10 protein-coding genes and 2 pseudogenes are annotated in these 15656 nt (G+C 68.5%); 3 read left to right on the top strand and 9 right to left on the bottom strand.

Going from position 1 to position 15656, the window contains the following annotated elements:
• Nucleotides 1–578: pseudogene (locus CEK68_RS19070) on the top strand (EF-P beta-lysylation protein EpmB); the annotation flags it as partial.
• A 60-nt stretch (nt 579–638) separates the two neighbouring features.
• On the opposite strand, the gene CEK68_RS19065 reads toward CEK68_RS19070, so the two are convergent.
• From CEK68_RS19065 to CEK68_RS19055, 3 genes are all read right to left on the bottom strand, one after another.
• Nucleotides 639–2783 (bottom strand): EAL domain-containing protein, encoded by a 2145-nt coding sequence (locus CEK68_RS19065; RefSeq protein WP_152240331.1) that lies wholly within the window; start codon nt 2781–2783, stop codon nt 639–641.
• Nucleotides 2780–3670 carry a phosphate/phosphite/phosphonate ABC transporter substrate-binding protein gene (locus CEK68_RS19060; RefSeq protein WP_026144016.1) on the bottom strand — a complete coding sequence of 297 codons (891 nt, stop codon included), beginning with the start codon at nt 3668–3670 and terminating at the stop codon, nt 2780–2782. The genes CEK68_RS19065 and CEK68_RS19060 overlap by 4 nt, the downstream gene beginning before the upstream one ends.
• A gap of 178 nt (nt 3671–3848) precedes the next feature.
• On the bottom strand, nt 3849–4607 hold the full coding sequence (locus CEK68_RS19055) for an RNA methyltransferase (protein WP_017914286.1): 759 nt from the start codon (nt 4605–4607) through the stop codon (nt 3849–3851).
• Between the two features lie 118 nt (nt 4608–4725).
• On the opposite strand from CEK68_RS19055, the gene CEK68_RS19050 reads away from it, so the two are divergent.
• Both CEK68_RS19050 and CEK68_RS19045 read left to right on the top strand, forming a co-directional pair.
• Entirely contained in the window at nt 4726–5553 is an 828-nt protein-coding gene (locus CEK68_RS19050; protein WP_026144017.1) for an inositol monophosphatase family protein, read from the top strand.
• 482 nt (nt 5554–6035) lie between these two features.
• Nucleotides 6036–8183 carry a methyl-accepting chemotaxis protein gene (locus tag CEK68_RS19045; RefSeq protein WP_152240330.1) on the top strand — a complete coding sequence of 716 codons (2148 nt, stop codon included), beginning with the start codon at nt 6036–6038 and terminating at the stop codon, nt 8181–8183.
• A 236-nt stretch (nt 8184–8419) separates the two neighbouring features.
• Here CEK68_RS19045 and secF read toward each other — a convergent pair whose 3' ends face one another.
• From secF to CEK68_RS19015, 6 genes and pseudogenes are all read right to left on the bottom strand, one after another.
• Complete coding sequence (gene secF, locus CEK68_RS19040; RefSeq protein ID WP_152240329.1) at nt 8420–9385, bottom strand: protein translocase subunit SecF; 966 nt, start codon at nt 9383–9385, stop codon at nt 8420–8422.
• A gap of 73 nt (nt 9386–9458) precedes the next feature.
• The gene (gene secD / locus CEK68_RS19035) at nt 9459–11303 is read right to left on the bottom strand and encodes a protein translocase subunit SecD (protein ID WP_152237865.1); all 1845 of its coding nucleotides are present in this window, start codon (nt 11301–11303) and stop codon (nt 9459–9461) included.
• Nucleotides 11304–11359: 56 nt separating this feature from the next.
• A complete protein-coding gene (gene yajC / locus CEK68_RS19030) occupies nt 11360–11704 on the bottom strand; it encodes a preprotein translocase subunit YajC (protein ID WP_017910689.1) in 345 nt (114 codons plus the stop codon).
• A 333-nt stretch (nt 11705–12037) separates the two neighbouring features.
• Nucleotides 12038–13183 carry a tRNA guanosine(34) transglycosylase Tgt gene (tgt, locus tag CEK68_RS19025; RefSeq protein ID WP_152240328.1) on the bottom strand — a complete coding sequence of 382 codons (1146 nt, stop codon included), beginning with the start codon at nt 13181–13183 and terminating at the stop codon, nt 12038–12040.
• A gap of 165 nt (nt 13184–13348) precedes the next feature.
• Complete coding sequence (locus CEK68_RS19020) at nt 13349–15178, bottom strand: ABC transporter ATP-binding protein (RefSeq protein WP_152240327.1); 1830 nt, start codon at nt 15176–15178, stop codon at nt 13349–13351.
• Between the two features lie 237 nt (nt 15179–15415).
• Nucleotides 15416–15656 (bottom strand): annotated as a pseudogene (locus tag CEK68_RS19015) (hypothetical protein); the annotation flags it as partial.

Raw genomic sequence — 15656 nt, 5'->3', positions numbered from 1 at the left:
CGGCGGTGGCGGCCATCGCCGCCGACCCCAGCATCGAGGAAGTGATCCTGTCCGGCGGCGATCCGCTGTCGCTGGCCACGCCGAAGCTGGCCGAACTCACCGAGGCGCTGGCGACGCTGCCGCAGCTCAAGCGCCTGCGCATCCACAGCCGCCTGCCGGTGGTGCTGCCCGAGCGCGTCGATGCGCCGCTGCTGGCCTGGCTGCGCACGCTGCCGTGGCCGGTGGCGTTCGTGATCCACACCAACCACGCCAACGAATTCGATGCCGACGTCGATGCCGCGCTGGGGCGCCTGCGCGAAGCCGGTGCGCACCTGCTCAACCAAGCGGTGCTGCTGCGCGGGGTCAACGACAGCGTCGAGACGCTGGCCGCGCTGAGCGAGCGCAGCTTTGCCGCCGGCGTGCTGCCCTACTACCTGCATCAACTGGATCGGGTGCAGGGCGTGGCCCATTTCGAAGTGGACGATGCCACCGCGCTGGCGCTGCACCAGGCGCTGGCCGCGCGCCTGTCCGGCTATCTCGTGCCGAAACTGGTGCGCGAGATTCCCGGCGACAGCGGCAAGCGCCCGCTGCTGCCCTGACCCGCCTGGCCGGGACCGCAGCAGGCACAGCGCACGCCGGCCACGACGCCGCAGCGGCGATCACCCGCTGGCGGGCGGTGCGTCCTCGTTGGCGAGCAGTTGGCGGAATTCGTCAGCGCTGAGCGGGCGGCTGAGCCAGAAGCCCTGCCCCAGTTCGCAGCCGCGCTCGCGCAGCAACTCGAACTGGGTCTCCTGCTCGATGCCCTCGGCGACCACGGTGATGTCCAGCGAATGCGCCATGGCGATGATCGCCGTGGTCAGCGCCAGATCGTCCGGGTCGCGCTGCAGGTCGGCGACGAAACTCTTGTCGATCTTGACCCCGTCCACCGGCACCTGGCGCAGATGGCTCAGGCCGGAGAAGCCCGTGCCGAAGTCGTCCAGCCAGACCTTGACCCCGGTGCGATGCAGCCGCGCCAGCATGCTCGCCGCCTGCAGCTCGTCGCCGATCACCGCGGTCTCGGTCAGCTCCAGATGCAATTGCGCCGCCGGCAGCCCGGACTCGCGCAGGCATTCGGCCACCACTTCGGGCAGATCGCCGCTGCGTAACTGCCGCGGCGAGACGTTGACCGAGACGAACAGGTCGGCACTGCCGTCGGCGCGCCGCCACTGGGTGGCCTCGCTGCAGGCCGCGCGCAGCACCTTGGGGCCGATGCTTTCGATCAGCCCGCTCTGCTCGGCCACGTCGATGAACACCGTCGGCGAGATCGTGCCCATCGCCGGATGCTGCCAGCGCAGCAGCACCTCGACGCCGACCATGCGCCGGTCCTGGGTGCGGAAGATCGGCTGGTAGGCCAGCTTGAGTTCGTCGCGCTCCCAGGCGCCGCGCAGCTCGTGCTCCATGTGCACGCGCCGCTCCACCGCATAGTCCATCGCGCGGCTGTAGAAGCGGTGGCAGTTCTTGCCGGCCAGCTTGGCCTGGTACATGGCGATGTCGCCGTTCTTCAGCAGCGCCGAGGCGTCCTCGGCATCGCCCGGGTAGACAGTGATGCCGATCGAGGTACCCATGAACACCTCGCGGCCCTGGATCCGCAGCGGCTCGCGCAGCTCCTGCACCAGCCGCTGCGCCAGCGCGGTGGCGACCTTGGCCGCCTGCGCATCCTCCACCAGGATCACGAACTCGTCGCCGCCGAAACGCGCCAGCAGCGCATCGTCGCCGCCCAGTTGCTCCACCGCCAGCTGGATGCGCCGCGCGAACTGCAGCAGGGCTTCGTCGCCGGCCTCGTGACCCAGGGTGTCGTTGATCCGCTTGAAATCGTCGATGTCGGCGAACAGCAGCGCCAGCCTGCGCTGCGAGGCGCGCGCCGACAGCATGCGATGGTCCAGCGCCTCGCGGAACGCGAGCCGGTTGGTCAGCCCGGTCAACGCATCGGTGTAGGCCATGTGGCGCACGTCGCGGTCGTGCCGGGCGATCGCCTCGCTCATCCGCCCGAACGCGCGCAGCAATTCGCTGACCTCGTCGTGGCGGCCGCTGTCGCGGCGCTCCACCGCATAGTTGCCGGCCTCGATCTGGCGTGCGGTCGCCGCCATCCAGCGCAACGGCGCCACCAGCGTGCGCTGCACGTAGACCGCCACCATCGCCGCGGTCAGGCCCAGGGCGGCCAGCAACAGCAGCAACCAGCCGAGATGGCGCTTGCCCAGTGCGCCCAGGCGCTGGTCCAGGTTCTGCCCGGCCTTGCGCTCGTACTCCTGCGCGCGTGTCCAGGACATGCCTACCCGCACCCCGCCCACGCGCTGGTCGCCGATCATGATCGGCATCGACACGTCGAGGAACTCCGGCGACTCCTGCGCCAGCAGGCCTTTGGCGCGGATCGCGGCGTCGGCCATCGGCCCGCGCATGCGCTGCCCGTAGCCCACCAGGTCCTTGCTGCCGTCGTGGATCAGCCGCCCGTCGGCGTCGTAGACCAGCACGTAGGCCACCGCCACATAGCCCAGCGCCCCACGCACCTGCGTGCCGATCGCATCCAGGTCGGAGTAGTACACCGGGTTGGCCAGCGAATCGGCCAGTTGCCGCGCCAGCGATTCGCCGCGGGTGCGCATGCTGCTGTCGAACAGGCTGTGGATGGCGTTGCCGCTGAGCGTGCGCACCTCGCGCTGCATCGCCGCCTGGCGCTCCAGCAGCAGGGCCAGGATCGCCATCACCAGCAGCGCAGCCACGCCCATGGCCAGCAGGAACCTGGCCTGCAACCCGAAACGCATGGTCTTCATTCCACTTCCAGCCTCACCCGCGCCACGCCGTCGCGCAGGGCATCCAGGCGTTTCTGCGACGCCGGATCGATCGGGTAGAAACCGGAAGTCCCGAAGAACTGGCGCAGCGCCGCGCGCCCCTGCGGATCGTCGGCGGCGTGCAGCAGCACCTCGCGCAGGCGCGTCTCCACGTCCGTGGGCAGATCGCTGCGCACCATCTCCACCGCGCGCGGATACGGTTCGCTGCGGTAGATCACCCGGAAGTCGCGGCGGAACGCCGGGGGAATGCGGCGATCGTCGTCCCAGTCGAGATTGCTGAACGCCCCGGCATCCACCAGGTGCTTGTGCACGAAGGCGGCGATGTTGAGTTCCGAGCGCGCGAACACGTAACCGACCGTTTCCGCCGAGGGCTGGTCCTTGGTCGAGAGCAGGATCTCCGGATGCAGGCCGCGCTCGAACAGCGTCATCATCGGCACCAGGTAGGCGCTGGTGGACAGCGTGCTCTGCAGCGCCAGCGTGCGCCCCCGCAGATCCGACAGGTCGTGCACCGGCGCGTCCTTGCGCACGAAGAATACGGTGTGGTACTGACGCACGCCGTTGCGCTCGGTCAGCAGCAGCGGCTTGGCGCCACCGCGCTGTTCCAGCGCCATCGCGGTGGCAGCGGTCTCGGTGACCCAGTCGACCCGGCCGCGACGCAGGTAACTGCTCATCTGCTGGCTGTCGCGGGCCATCAGGATCTGCCCGGAGGTGATGCCGACCTCGCGCATGCGCGGCACCACGTAGTCCAGCAGCGGCTTGAGTTGCTCGTAATGGGCCTTGGGATTGTCGCTGATGCGCCCCAGCACCAGGACCGAGGGCCGCGCGTGCACGGACGCGGGCCAGCAGATCGCCAGCGCCAGCCACACCACGACCACCCGCCAACGCGAACTGGACAAACCACGATCCCCAAGTAGACCTTGCAAAGCCTAGCCGAAAGCGCATGCCGGTGACAGCGTCACAGAATGGCGCCTGCCGCGCATGCAGTCCGCCCTGGGCGCACGCGTCGGCGCGCGCGCCGCGATGGAGGCCTTCGCGCCTTGTCCGGCCTCAGTTTCCGGCCTGCCCGGCGAGTCGCGCCATGCGCTGCGCATCGGACAGCACGCCGCGCAGCAGGCGCACTTCCTGCTCGGTCAGCTCGGTGCGCAGGAACAGCCGGCGCAACTTGCGCATCGCCGAATCCGGGGCGCGGCCCTTGTGGAAGTCGATATCGTCCAGGGTCTCGGCCAACTGCCCGAACAGCCCTTCCACCTGTGCGTGGCTGGCCGGTGCCTCGCGGAACCCCGGTGCCGGCGCCGGCGCGGGGGCGGCGCCGCGCAGCTGCGCCAGGCGCAGTTCGTAGGCCAGCACCTGCACCGCCGCGGCCAGATTGAGCGAGCTGAACGCCGGATCGGAGGGAATGTGCACGGCCGCATGGCACAACTGCAGTTCCTCGTTGGTCAGGCCAGTGCGCTCGCGCCCGAACACCAGCGCCACCTCCGCCGGTTCGGCGCTGGTGGCGGTCAGGCGCTGCGCGGCATCGGCCGGCAGCAACTCCTCCAGCGACACGCGGCGGCTGCGCGCGGTGCAACCCAGCACCAACCGGCAATCGGCCACTGCGTCGGCCAGCGCCGGCAGCACCGGCGCCTGCTGCAACAGATCCTCGGCCCCGGCAGAACGCCGGTAGGCCTCGGTCTCCAGCTCGCATTCCGGCGCCACCAGCACCAGCCGCGACAGCCCCATGGTCTTCATCGCGCGCGCCGCCGCGCCGATGTTGCCGGGGTGCTGGGTCCCGACCAGGACGAAGCGGATACGGAGGGAATCGGTCATGGCGGCACGGCAGGCGAAGCGAACGGGGGCGTAGATGGTAAACTGTGCGGCCGGCCTTGGCGCCGGACTGCTCTTTTCCTCCTCCAGACCCACCTCCGCCTTCTCGGGAGCGCTTGCCATGCAAAAACCCGCCGTCACCGTCATGGTCAAGGCCGCCCGCCTCGCCGGCAACGTGCTGTTGCGCCACATCAACCGCCTGGAAGCACTGAACGTGGTGCAGAAGGACCGCATGGACTACGCCAGCGAAGTCGATGCCGATGCGGAAAAGGTGATCGTCAAGGAGCTGCGCCGCGCCTACCCCGACTACGGCGTGATGGGCGAGGAAAGCGGCGTGCAGGGCGGCGGCCGCTACATGTGGGTGATCGACCCGCTCGACGGCACCAGCAACTACCTGCGCGGCTTCCCGCACTACTGCGTGTCGATCGCCCTGGTCGAGAACGGCGAGCCGGTCGACGCGGTGATCTTCGACCCGCTCCGCAACGAACTGTTCACCGCCAGCCGCGGCAACGGCGCCGTGCTCAACGACCGCCGCATCCGTGTCAGCGAGCGCAAGGAACTCAACGGCGCCATGGTCCACACCGGCTTCGCGCCGCGGGAGCGCAAGCGCACCAGCCCCCAGCTCAAGTGCGTGGATGCGCTGCTGGTGCAGGCCGAGGACATCCGTCGCACCGGTTCGGCGGCACTGGATCTGGCCTATGTGGCCTGCGGCCGCAGCGACGCCTACTTCGAAGCCGGCGTGAAGGCCTGGGACATCGCCGCCGGCGTGCTGCTGGTGCGCGAGGCCGGTGGCCGCGTCACCGATTTCAAGGGCGGCACCCTCGGCCGCATCGACGACCGCGGCCCGCAGCAGTTCCAGGTGGTCGCCGGCAACCTCAAGGTCGGCGACGCGCTGCAGAAGCTGATCGTCAATACCGGCTTCGCCGGGGAGTTCGACGCGAAGTTCTGAGCGAGGCGACCGGCGCTACGCCGGCGCAGCGACACCGCAACAACAGAAAAGCCGCGCACTCGCGCGGCTTTTTTTATGTCCGTCATCCGCCGATCGGACCGGCGCACGACCTTCGCACAGGTCCTTTCGCAGCATCCGCCTGGCCTCGCGCAGACGAGTCGCCATCCAGGAAATCCCGTCGAACGCAGAACGCACGGGCCGTTTTGCCGTCACGTCGCACTCACGCATTGGACGCTGCGCGCTTCACTCCTGCTTGATCGGCGCTTGCGTAGAAAACGGCACACGACGCGCTACGTGCAGGCAAAACGGCATGTGCGATGCGCCCGACGCAATCGGCGAACGCAGCCCTAAAGATCCACGGAACGCGGCCGATACCGATGCGGGTCTTTGCCCGAACTTCCCCGCTGATCCGTGCCTGCATTGCCGTCCCTGCGGCAATGGAGCCGATAGCGCCGCTCTCTCGCATCTTCCGGAGATCTCGCGTGTCCTTCCATCATCTCACCGTCACCAAGCGCCTGGCAATCGGCTTCTGCGGCGTGATCGCCATGTTGTTGCTGGTCGGCATCACCAGCCTGATCGGCTTCCGCAAGTTCACCAGCGCGGCAGCGCTGGACGCGCACACCTACAAGGTCATCACCCTCGGCGACCGCATGCTGGTGAGCCTGCTCAACATCGAGAGCGGCGCGCGCGGCTTCGCCCTGACCCGCGATCCGTCCTACCTGGCGCCACTCGAACTCGGCGAACGCGAGTTCAGCGCACAGTGGCAGGAGTCCAAGCAGCTGACCGCGGACAACGCGGCGCAGCAGGCGCGCCTGCAGACCCTGATGCAGGACTACACGCAGTTCATGGCGACCAAGCGCAAGGCGGTGGAGCACATGCGCACCACCGCGGCCGACAGCGACGACGCCCAGCTGGACGCGTTCCGGAGCGTCGGCAAGCAGCAGATGGACGGGTTGCGCGACACGATCGGTCAGTACGAGAACGCCGAGCGCGCCCTGCTGCAGGTGCGCAAGGCCGAGAGCGAGGCGCGCGCGCAGTCGGGCGAATGGACCAGCCTCGGCGGCATGCTGATCGGCATCGTCGCCGCCATCCTGCTCGGCCTGCTGGTCCGCAACAGTCTGATGCGCCAACTCGGCGGCGAGCCCGCCTACGCAGCCGACGTGGTGCGCCGCATCGCCAGCGGCGACCTGTCGCAGGACGTGCGCCTGCGCACCCAGGCGCCGTCGCTGCTCAACGACATGCGGCAGATGCAGGAGGAACTGCGCACGGTGATCCAGGCGCAGACCGAGATGGCCAAGCAGCATGACGCCGGCCGGATCAGCTTCCGCATGGACGAGGCACGCTTCCCGGGCGACTACGGGCGCATGGTCCGCGACACCAATGCCCTGGTGCACAGCCATATCTCGGTCAAGCAGCAGCTGATCGCGCTGATGGGCGAGTATGCCGAAGGCGATCTGAGCCGCGACCTGGAGCAGTTCCCGGGCGAGAAGGCGATCCTGACCGAGACCATGGCCAAGGTGAAGCGCAATCTCGGCGCGATCAACGACGAGATCGACCTGCTGGTGCGCGCCGCCGCGCAGGGCGACTTCTCCCGCCGCGGCAATGATCAGCGTTTCCGTCACGCCTTCCGCGGCATGGTCGCCAACCTCAACACGATGATGACGGGCACCGAGACCAATCTGGCGGCGCTGTCGCAGCTGTTGCGCGCGATCGCCGCCGGCGACCTGACCCAGACCATGCAGGGCGAGTTCCACGGCGTGTTCGCGCGGATGCGCGACGACGCCAACGCCACCGTCGCGCAACTGACCGACATGGTCGGCCGCATCCAGCAGGCCGCGGCCAGCATCGACACCGCCGCCGGCGAGATCGCCAGCGGCAACGACGACCTGTCGCGCCGCACCGAGCAGCAGGCCGCCAGCCTGGAGGAAACCGCCGCATCGATGGAGGAACTAACCGCCACGGTGAAGCAGAACGCCGAGCATGCGCGCCAGGCCAACCAGCTGGCCGCCGGCGCGGCCTCCGTGGCCTCGCAGGGCGGCACGGTGGTCGGACAGGTCGTCACCACCATGGACGGCATCGAGGCGGCCTCGAAGAAGATCGCCGACATCATCGGCGTGATCGACGGCATCGCCTTCCAGACCAATATCCTGGCACTCAATGCCGCGGTGGAAGCGGCACGCGCCGGCGAGCAGGGCCGCGGTTTCGCCGTGGTCGCCAGCGAGGTCCGCACCCTCGCCCAGCGCTCGGCCAGCGCGGCCAAGGAGATCAAGACGCTGATCGACGACTCGGTCGAGCGCGTGAGCGCAGGTTCGGCGCTGGTCGCCCAGGCCGGCACGACGATGCAGGACATCGTGGCCTCGGTGCAGCGCGTGACCGACATCATGGGCGAGATCGCCGCCGCCTCGCAGGAGCAGTCGGCCGGCATCGAGCAGGTCAACCACACCGTCACCCAGATGGACGAGACCACCCAACAGAACGCCGCCCTGGTCGAGGAAGCCACTGCCGCGGCACGCGCGATGGAGCAGCAGGCCGGCGACCTGGTGGAGATCGTCGGCCAGTTCCAGGTGCGCAGCGAGACCTATCCGATGGTGGCGCAACTGGTGGCCCGCGCCACCGCCAACGCGGCGTAGCGCGGACGCCCTGCGCGGCACGCACGCCACGGAGGGACGGAGCCGTCATTGACGGCCCCATCCCACGCACGGCAACCCGGCCGACGTCGCGCTGCATCCACCCGACGCCCCCAGCGTCCGCACAAAGAAAAAGCCGCGCATCCGCGCGGCTTTTTTGTTCGCAGGAGGGACTGTTTCAGGCCCAGGAAATCACGCCTTTGCGAATCCCCACTCCCGAATCCCCAATCCCAGCCCCATCAGGGCCTGCGCGCCAGCGCCTCGACGTCCTTCGACTTCGGCAGCAGGTCCTGCTTGGTAACCTGGAACGGCCCGATCGACAGCAGCGGCACCGCTACGATCACCGAGGACACCACCACCACCACCGCACCGATCATGTGGGTCAGCGCCAGGCCTTCCATCGACTCGCCGCCGTACAGATACAGCGCCAGCGCCGACAGGAAGAACATCACCGCGGTGATCACCGTACGCGACAGGGTCTGGTTGATCGAGCGGTTCAGCACCTCGATCGGCTCCACGCGCAGGCTGCGGAAGTTCTCGCGCACGCGGTCGAACACCACGATGATGTCGTTGATCGCAAAACCCATCACCGACAGCAGGCCGGCCAGCACGGTCAAGTCGAACTCACGGCCGGTGACCGACACGTAGGCCACCGTCACCAACAGGTCGAACAGCGCGGTCAGGCTGGCCACCACCGCGAACTTCCACTCGAAACGGAAGGCAATGTAGATCAGGAAGCCGACCAGCATGAACACCGTGGCGTAGACACCGTTCAGCGCCAGGTCCTTGCCGACCTGCGGGCCGACGAACTCGCCCGGCTTGACCGTGGCCGGGTTCTGCGGCGTGCTCACCGCCTTGCGCACCTGCTCGGCGAGGTTCTTGGTGATGTCCTCGTTGTTGTGCTCGCCCTGCGGCTGCAGGCGGATCACCACCTCGTTGCCGCTGCCGACGTTCTGCACCTGCGCATTCTCGAAGCCGGCCTTGGCCAGCTGTTCGCGCACCTGGTCCACGTCGACCGGCTTCTGGAAACTGGTCTGCACCAGCGCGCCGCCGGTGAACTCCAGCGCGTAGTTGAAGCCCTTGGCGAAGATCACCGCGAACGAGGCCAGCGCCAGCACCAGCATCAGCGCCAGGGTCGGGTGCCGCCAGCGCATGAAGTCGATCTTGGTGTCGTTGGGGATCAGGTGAAGCGGGAAGATTTTCATTGGAGACCGCTCTGCGTTTTTTTGGACCCCGCGCCTGTCGGCGCGGGGACGTGCGGAAGGTGGCGTGCGTGGCTCAGATGGCCACGGACTTGATCTTCTTGCGACGGCCGTAGATCAGCACCGCCAGCGCGCGCGACACGGTGATCGCGGTGAACATCGAGGCGAAGATGCCGATGATCATGGTCAGCGCGAAGCCCTTCAGCGGGCCGGTACCGAACGCGTACAGCGCCACGCCGACGATCAGGCCGGTGAGGTTGGCGTCGAGGATGGTGCCGCCGGCCTTCTCGTAACCGGCCGCGATCGCCGACTTGGGCGGTACGCCCAGCCGCAGTTCTTCGCGGATACGCTCGTTGATCAGCACGTTGGCGTCCACCGACAGGCCCACCGACAGCGCCAGACCGGCGAAGCCCGGCAGGGTCATGGTGGCGCCGAACAGCGACATCACCGAGACCACGATCAGCAGGTTCATCAGCAACGCGACCGAGGTGATCAGGCCGAACATGCGGTAGTACACGCTGAAGAACACCAGGGTGAACAGGAACGCGTAGACCACCGCGGTGATGCCGCGCTCGACGTTCTCCGCGCCCAGGCTCGGGCCGATCACGTATTCCTCGACGAAGTCCATCGGCGCGGCCAGCGAACCGGCGCGCAGCAGCTTGGCCAGGTTCTCGGCCTCGGTCTTCTCCAGGCCGGTGGTCTGGAAGTTCTTGCCGAACACGCCGGCGATCCGGGTCGGCGCCAGCGCCTCCTCGTTGACGCGCACGCTGCGCACTTCCTTGCCGTCGACCATGGTCACGGTGGGGATGCGCTCGATGTAGACCACCGACATCAGCTTGCCGGTATTGGCGCTGGTGTAGTCGAACATGCGCTGGCCGGCGGCGTTGTTGAGCGTGACCGCCACGGCCGGCATGCCGTTCTGGTCGGTGCTGACGGTGGCGTTGACCATCTGGTCGCCGGACACCAGCACGCGCTTGCTCAGCAGCACCGGGGCGCCGCTGTCGCGCAGGCGGTAGACCTTGGCGTCGGGCGGGATGTTGCCGCTGCGCACCGCGTCCTCGGCATTGCCGTCGACCACGCCGCGGAACTCCAGCGTGGCGGTGGCGCCGATCATGCGCTTGGCCTCGGCGGTGTCCTGCACGCCCGGCAGCTCGACCACGATGCGGTCGTCGCCCTGGCGCTGGATGATCGGCTCGGCCACGCCCAGCTGGTTGACGCGGTTGCGCAGGGTGGTCAGGTTCTGCTCGATGGCGCCAGCGGCGATCTGCTTCAGCTCGGCCTCGGGCACGGTCACGGCGATGGTCTGCCCGGACACCGCGTAGCTCAGGGTCGGCTGCGCCTTGGCGATGGCCGCGCGCGCGGCGCTGGCGTCGACGCCCTCGCCCAGGCTGACCTGGATGCTGTTGTCGGGACGGCGCTCGACCGAGCGGTAGGCCAGGCGGTTGTCGCGCAAGGTGGTGCGGATGTCCTCGGCGAAGGCGTCCAGGCGCTTTTCCAGCGCCGCCTTCTGGTCCACCTGCAGGGCGAAGTGCACGCCGCCGACCAGGTCAAGACCCAGCACCATTGGCTTGCCGCCCAGGCGCGACAGCCAGTCCGGCACGGTCGAGGCCAGGTTCAGCGCCACCGTGTAGTTCTCGCCCACCTGCTGGCGCAGCACGTCGTTGGCACGGGTCTGCGCCTGCAGGTTCGGCAGGCGCACCATCAGGCTGTCGCCTTCCTTGTCGACCAGCTTCGGGGTGATCCCGGCCGTCTTCAGGTCGGCGAGGACCCGCTCGCGCAGGGCGTCGTCGATCTTTCCGCCGCGGCTGGCGGTGATCTGGACCGACGGATCCTTCTGGTACACGTTGGGCAGCGCGTACAACGCGCTCAACGCCAGCACGATCAGGATGAGGACATACTTCCAGCGCGGAAACTCGAGCATTGCGGGACCCCGCACGACGCCACGCCGGCGTCGCGCCTAGCAGTAGGAGAAATGGATCAGGCGGACTTCAGCGTGCCCTTCGGCAGGACATTGCCGACGGCGCCCTTCTGCACGCGGATGCGCACGTTGTCGGCCACTTCGATGGTGATGAAGTTGTCGCCGATGTCGGTGACCACGCCGGCCACGCCGCCGGAGGTGATGACCTCGTCGCCGCGGCCGAGCTTGTCCAGCATCGACTTGTGCTCCTTCTGGCGCTTCATCTGCGGCCGGATCATCACGAAATACATCACCGCGATCAGGATGATGGGCAGCAGGAACATCTGCAGGCCACCACCGGCCGGGGCGGCGCCGCCAGCGGTCTGCGCCTGGGCGACGGGAATCAGGAAATCGAGCGGATTCATCGGGTACGTCCTATGGTTTGGGCAGCCCGACGCCCTGGGGCACGGACCGCTGGTTTGCCTTGCGGCAGCAAGCAGCCGCCGATTATGCCACGATCTTCCTTCACCCTCCGGAACCGCTGCCCTGCCCTTGCGGCACAGGAACGGCGCCATGCGCAGCGGGAAGGCAGGCCGGCACCGAGGGGCGCTGGCGATCTGGCGTACGGGGTCCTTGCGTTTGGATCCGGGAGAGGAACAGGGTTCGGCGGTGGCCGGACCCTCGGCTCAACCCCTCCCAAACGGCACGAGGCTGCGCCCGGACCCTCACCCCAACCCCTCTCCCGGGGGGAGAGGGGCTTATCCGTGCTCCGTTGGGAGTGGCGTGGCTTCGACCCCGCGCGCCGCATAGAAGGACCGCCGGAACTGGGCAAAGGTTCCCGCGGCGATCGCCGCGCGCATGTCTGCCATCAGCTTCTGGTAGTACCAGAGGTTGTGCAGGGTGCCCAGCATCGGCGCCAGCATCTCGTTGCAGCGGTCCAGGTGGCGCAGGTAGGCGCGGGTGTAGCCGCTGCTGCAGGCATGGCAGCCGCAGCCCGGCTCGATCGGATCGAGGTCGCGCTCGTACTTGGCGTTGCGGATGCGCACCGTGCCGAACGAGGTGAAATAGTGGCCGTTGCGCGCGTTGCGGGTCGGCATCACGCAGTCGAACATGTCCACGCCGCGGGCCACGCCCTCGACCAGGTCCTCCGGGCGTCCCACGCCCATCAGGTAGCGCGGGCGGTCGCCGGGCAGGCGCGGATGCAGGTGCTCGAGCATGGCATTGCGTTCGTGCTCCGGCTCGCCCACCGCCAGGCCGCCGATCGCGTAGCCGTCGAAGCCGATCGCCTGCAGGCCCTCGATCGAGCGGCTGCGCAGGTCCGCATGCACGCCGCCCTGGACGATGCCGAACAGCGCCGCGTCGTTGCCCAGCACGTCGTGTGCGTCGCGCGAGCGCTGTGCCCAGCGCAGGCTCAGTTCCATCGAGCGCCGCGCCACGTCCTCGGTGGCCGGGTACGGGGTGCACTCGTCGAAGATCATCACGATGTCCGAATCGAGCACCCGCTGGATCTTCATGCTCTCCTCCGGCCCCAGGAACACCTTGGCGCCGTCGGTCGGCGAGGCGAAGGTGACGCCCTGCTCGCTGATCTTGCGTCGGTGCGCCAGCGAGAACACCTGGAAGCCGCCGGAATCGGTCAGGATCGGCCCGTCCCAGCGGGCGAAGCCGTGCAGGCCGCCGTGATCGCCGATCACGTCCAGGCCCGGGCGCAGGTACAGGTGGAAGGTGTTGCCGAGGATGATCTGCGCGCCCAGCGCCTTGATCTGCTCGGGCAGCACGCCCTTGACCGAGCCGTAGGTGCCCACCGGCATGAACGCGGGAGTCTCGACCGTCCCGCGCGGGAAGGTCAGGCGGCCGCGGCGCGCGGCGCCGTCGGTGGTGTGGAGCTGGAACTGCAATCGGGACATGGTCTGGCGAATCTCGTTAAGCCGGACATTGTCGCATTGCCGGGCGGCCGGCGCCGCCTCCGAGCGGGGCACGGCGTCCCCGCCCTCGCCGTCAGTGCCGCCAGGCATGCCCGGCCCCGCTCGCCGCGACCCGGCCCGGCCCGGCCTGGCCTGGCCCGGCACATCCTAGTCCGCCGCGACGAACCCCCCGGTCTGCCGCGCCCACAACCGCGCGTACAGGCCGCCGCGGGCGACCAGTTCGGCGTGGGTGCCGGTCTCGACGATGGCGCCGCGGTCCATCACCACCAGGCGGTCCATCCGCGCGATGGTGGAGAGCCGGTGGGCGATCGCGATCACCGTCTTGCCGGCCATCAGTTCGTCCAGGCTGTCCTGGATCGCCGCTTCCACTTCCGAATCCAGCGCCGAGGTGGCCTCGTCCAGGATCAGGATCGGGGCATCCTTGAGCAGCACGCGGGCGATGGCGATGCGCTGGCGCTGACCGCCGGACAGCTTCACGCCGCGCTCGCCGACCTGGGCGTCGTAGCCGCGCTGGCCCTCGCCGTCCTGCAATTGCTCGATGAACTCGTCGGCGCGCGCCTTGGCCACCGCCGCGCGCAGCTGCGCCTCGCTGGCGTCGGGGCGGCCGTACAGCAGGTTGTCGCGGATCGAGCGGTGCAGCAGCGAGGTGTCCTGGGTGACCAGGCCGATCTGCTGGCGCAGGCTCTCCTGGGTGACGCCGGCGATGTCCTGGCCGTCGATCAGGATGCGGCCCTGCTCCAGGTCGTACAGCCGCAGCAGCACGTTGACCAGGGTCGACTTGCCGGCGCCGGACGGCCCGACCAGGCCGATCTTCTCGCCGGCGCGCACCTGCAGGTCGAGCCCAGCGATGACCCCGCCGCGCTTGCCGTAATGGAAGTGGATGTGCTCGAAGCGGACCTCGCCGCGCTCCACGCGCAGCGGCACCGCGTCGGCGCGATCCTGCACCTGCGCCGGCTGCGCGATGGTCTCCATGCCGTCCTGCACCGCACCGATGTCCTCGAAGATGCCGTTGACCGTCCACATGATCCAGCCGGACATGTTGTGGATGCGGATCACCAAGCCGGTGGCCAGGGTGATCGCGCCCACGCTGATCTGGCCGCGGCTCCACAGCCACAGCGCCAGCCCGCAGGTCACCGCGATCAGGAAGCCGTTGATGATGGCGATGGCGCTGTCCATCGCGGTGGTCATGCGGGTCTGCCCGCGGTGCTTGACCGCCAGCTCGTCGATCGCCTCGCGCACGTAGGCCTGCTCGCGCCCGGCATGCGAGAACAGCTTGAGGGTGGCGATGTTGGTATAGCCGTCGACGATGCGGCCCATCGCCTTGGAGCGCGCGTCCGAGGCGATCCAGGCGCGGTGCTTCATCCGCGGCACGAAGTAGACCATCAGCGCCACGTAGGCCAGCACCCACACCAGCAGCGGCGCCATCAGCCAGGGATCGGCCTGGGCGAACAGGTACAGCGCGCTGCCGGTGTAGACCACGATGTACCAGAGCGCATCGACCATCTGCACCGCCGACTCGCGCAACGAGGTGCCGGTCTGCATGACCCGGTTGGCGATGCGCCCGGCGAAGTCGTTCTGGAAGAAGCCCAGGCTCTGCCGCACCACGTAGTTGTGCATCAGCCAGCGCGCGCGGTTGCTCAGGCCCGGCACGATGGCCTGGTTCACCAGCAGGTTGTGCAGGGCCACGAACAGCGGCCGCGCCAGCAGCACGACGAACGCCATCCACAGCAGCTCGCCGGCATGGCGCTGGAAGAAGTCCGGCCCCGGCTGCTCGGCGACCATGTCGACGATGCGGCCGAGGAAGTCGAACATCGCCACTTCCACCAGCGCCAGCGCCAGACCTGCCAGCAGCGTGGCCAGCAAGAGCGGCCACAGCGGACGCAGGTAATGCAGATAGAAGCGCACCACCCCACGCGGCGGCATCTGCGTCTCGATCTTCGGGAAGACCTCGATCAGGGACTCGAACCAGCGGAACATCGCCACGTCACGCCTGAAAAGGGGCGTCAGGGTAGCGTATTCGGCGTCACGCTTCGTGACGCTGGGAATGGGGAGTGGAGAATGGGGAATCGTAAAAGCGGGCGTCCGTGCGCATCGCTTTCCCTTGCGGGAGCGGCTTCAGTCGCGACGCGGTAGCGCCGGGATTGGGGATTTGGGATTGGGGATTCGCGACAGTGGCTCCTCCATCGTTCCCCCTCGCAGATACCGTCTTACCCCCTAGCAGGCAAGGCCCCTTTTCGGGTCGAACGCCGTGCCCGATTTGAGAACCCCGTAGGCCAGGTGCAGCAGCTTGCGCATGGCGGCGCACACGATCTGCTTGCCGGTTTTGCCACGTTCGCTCAGCCGCTGTTTCAGCGCCCGGATGATCGGGTTGTGGGTCATGGCTACCAGGGCCGGCATGAACAGGACTGCGCGCGAGGGGGGGGCGTCGTGGGGACAAATGAATACGAGGACTATG

Source organism: Xanthomonas sp. LMG 12461, from assembly GCF_009192935.1.
In the GTDB taxonomy this organism is placed as follows: Bacteria; Pseudomonadota; Gammaproteobacteria; order Xanthomonadales; family Xanthomonadaceae; genus Xanthomonas_A; species Xanthomonas_A sontii.
This window is presented reverse-complemented; position numbering and strand designations above follow the sequence as displayed.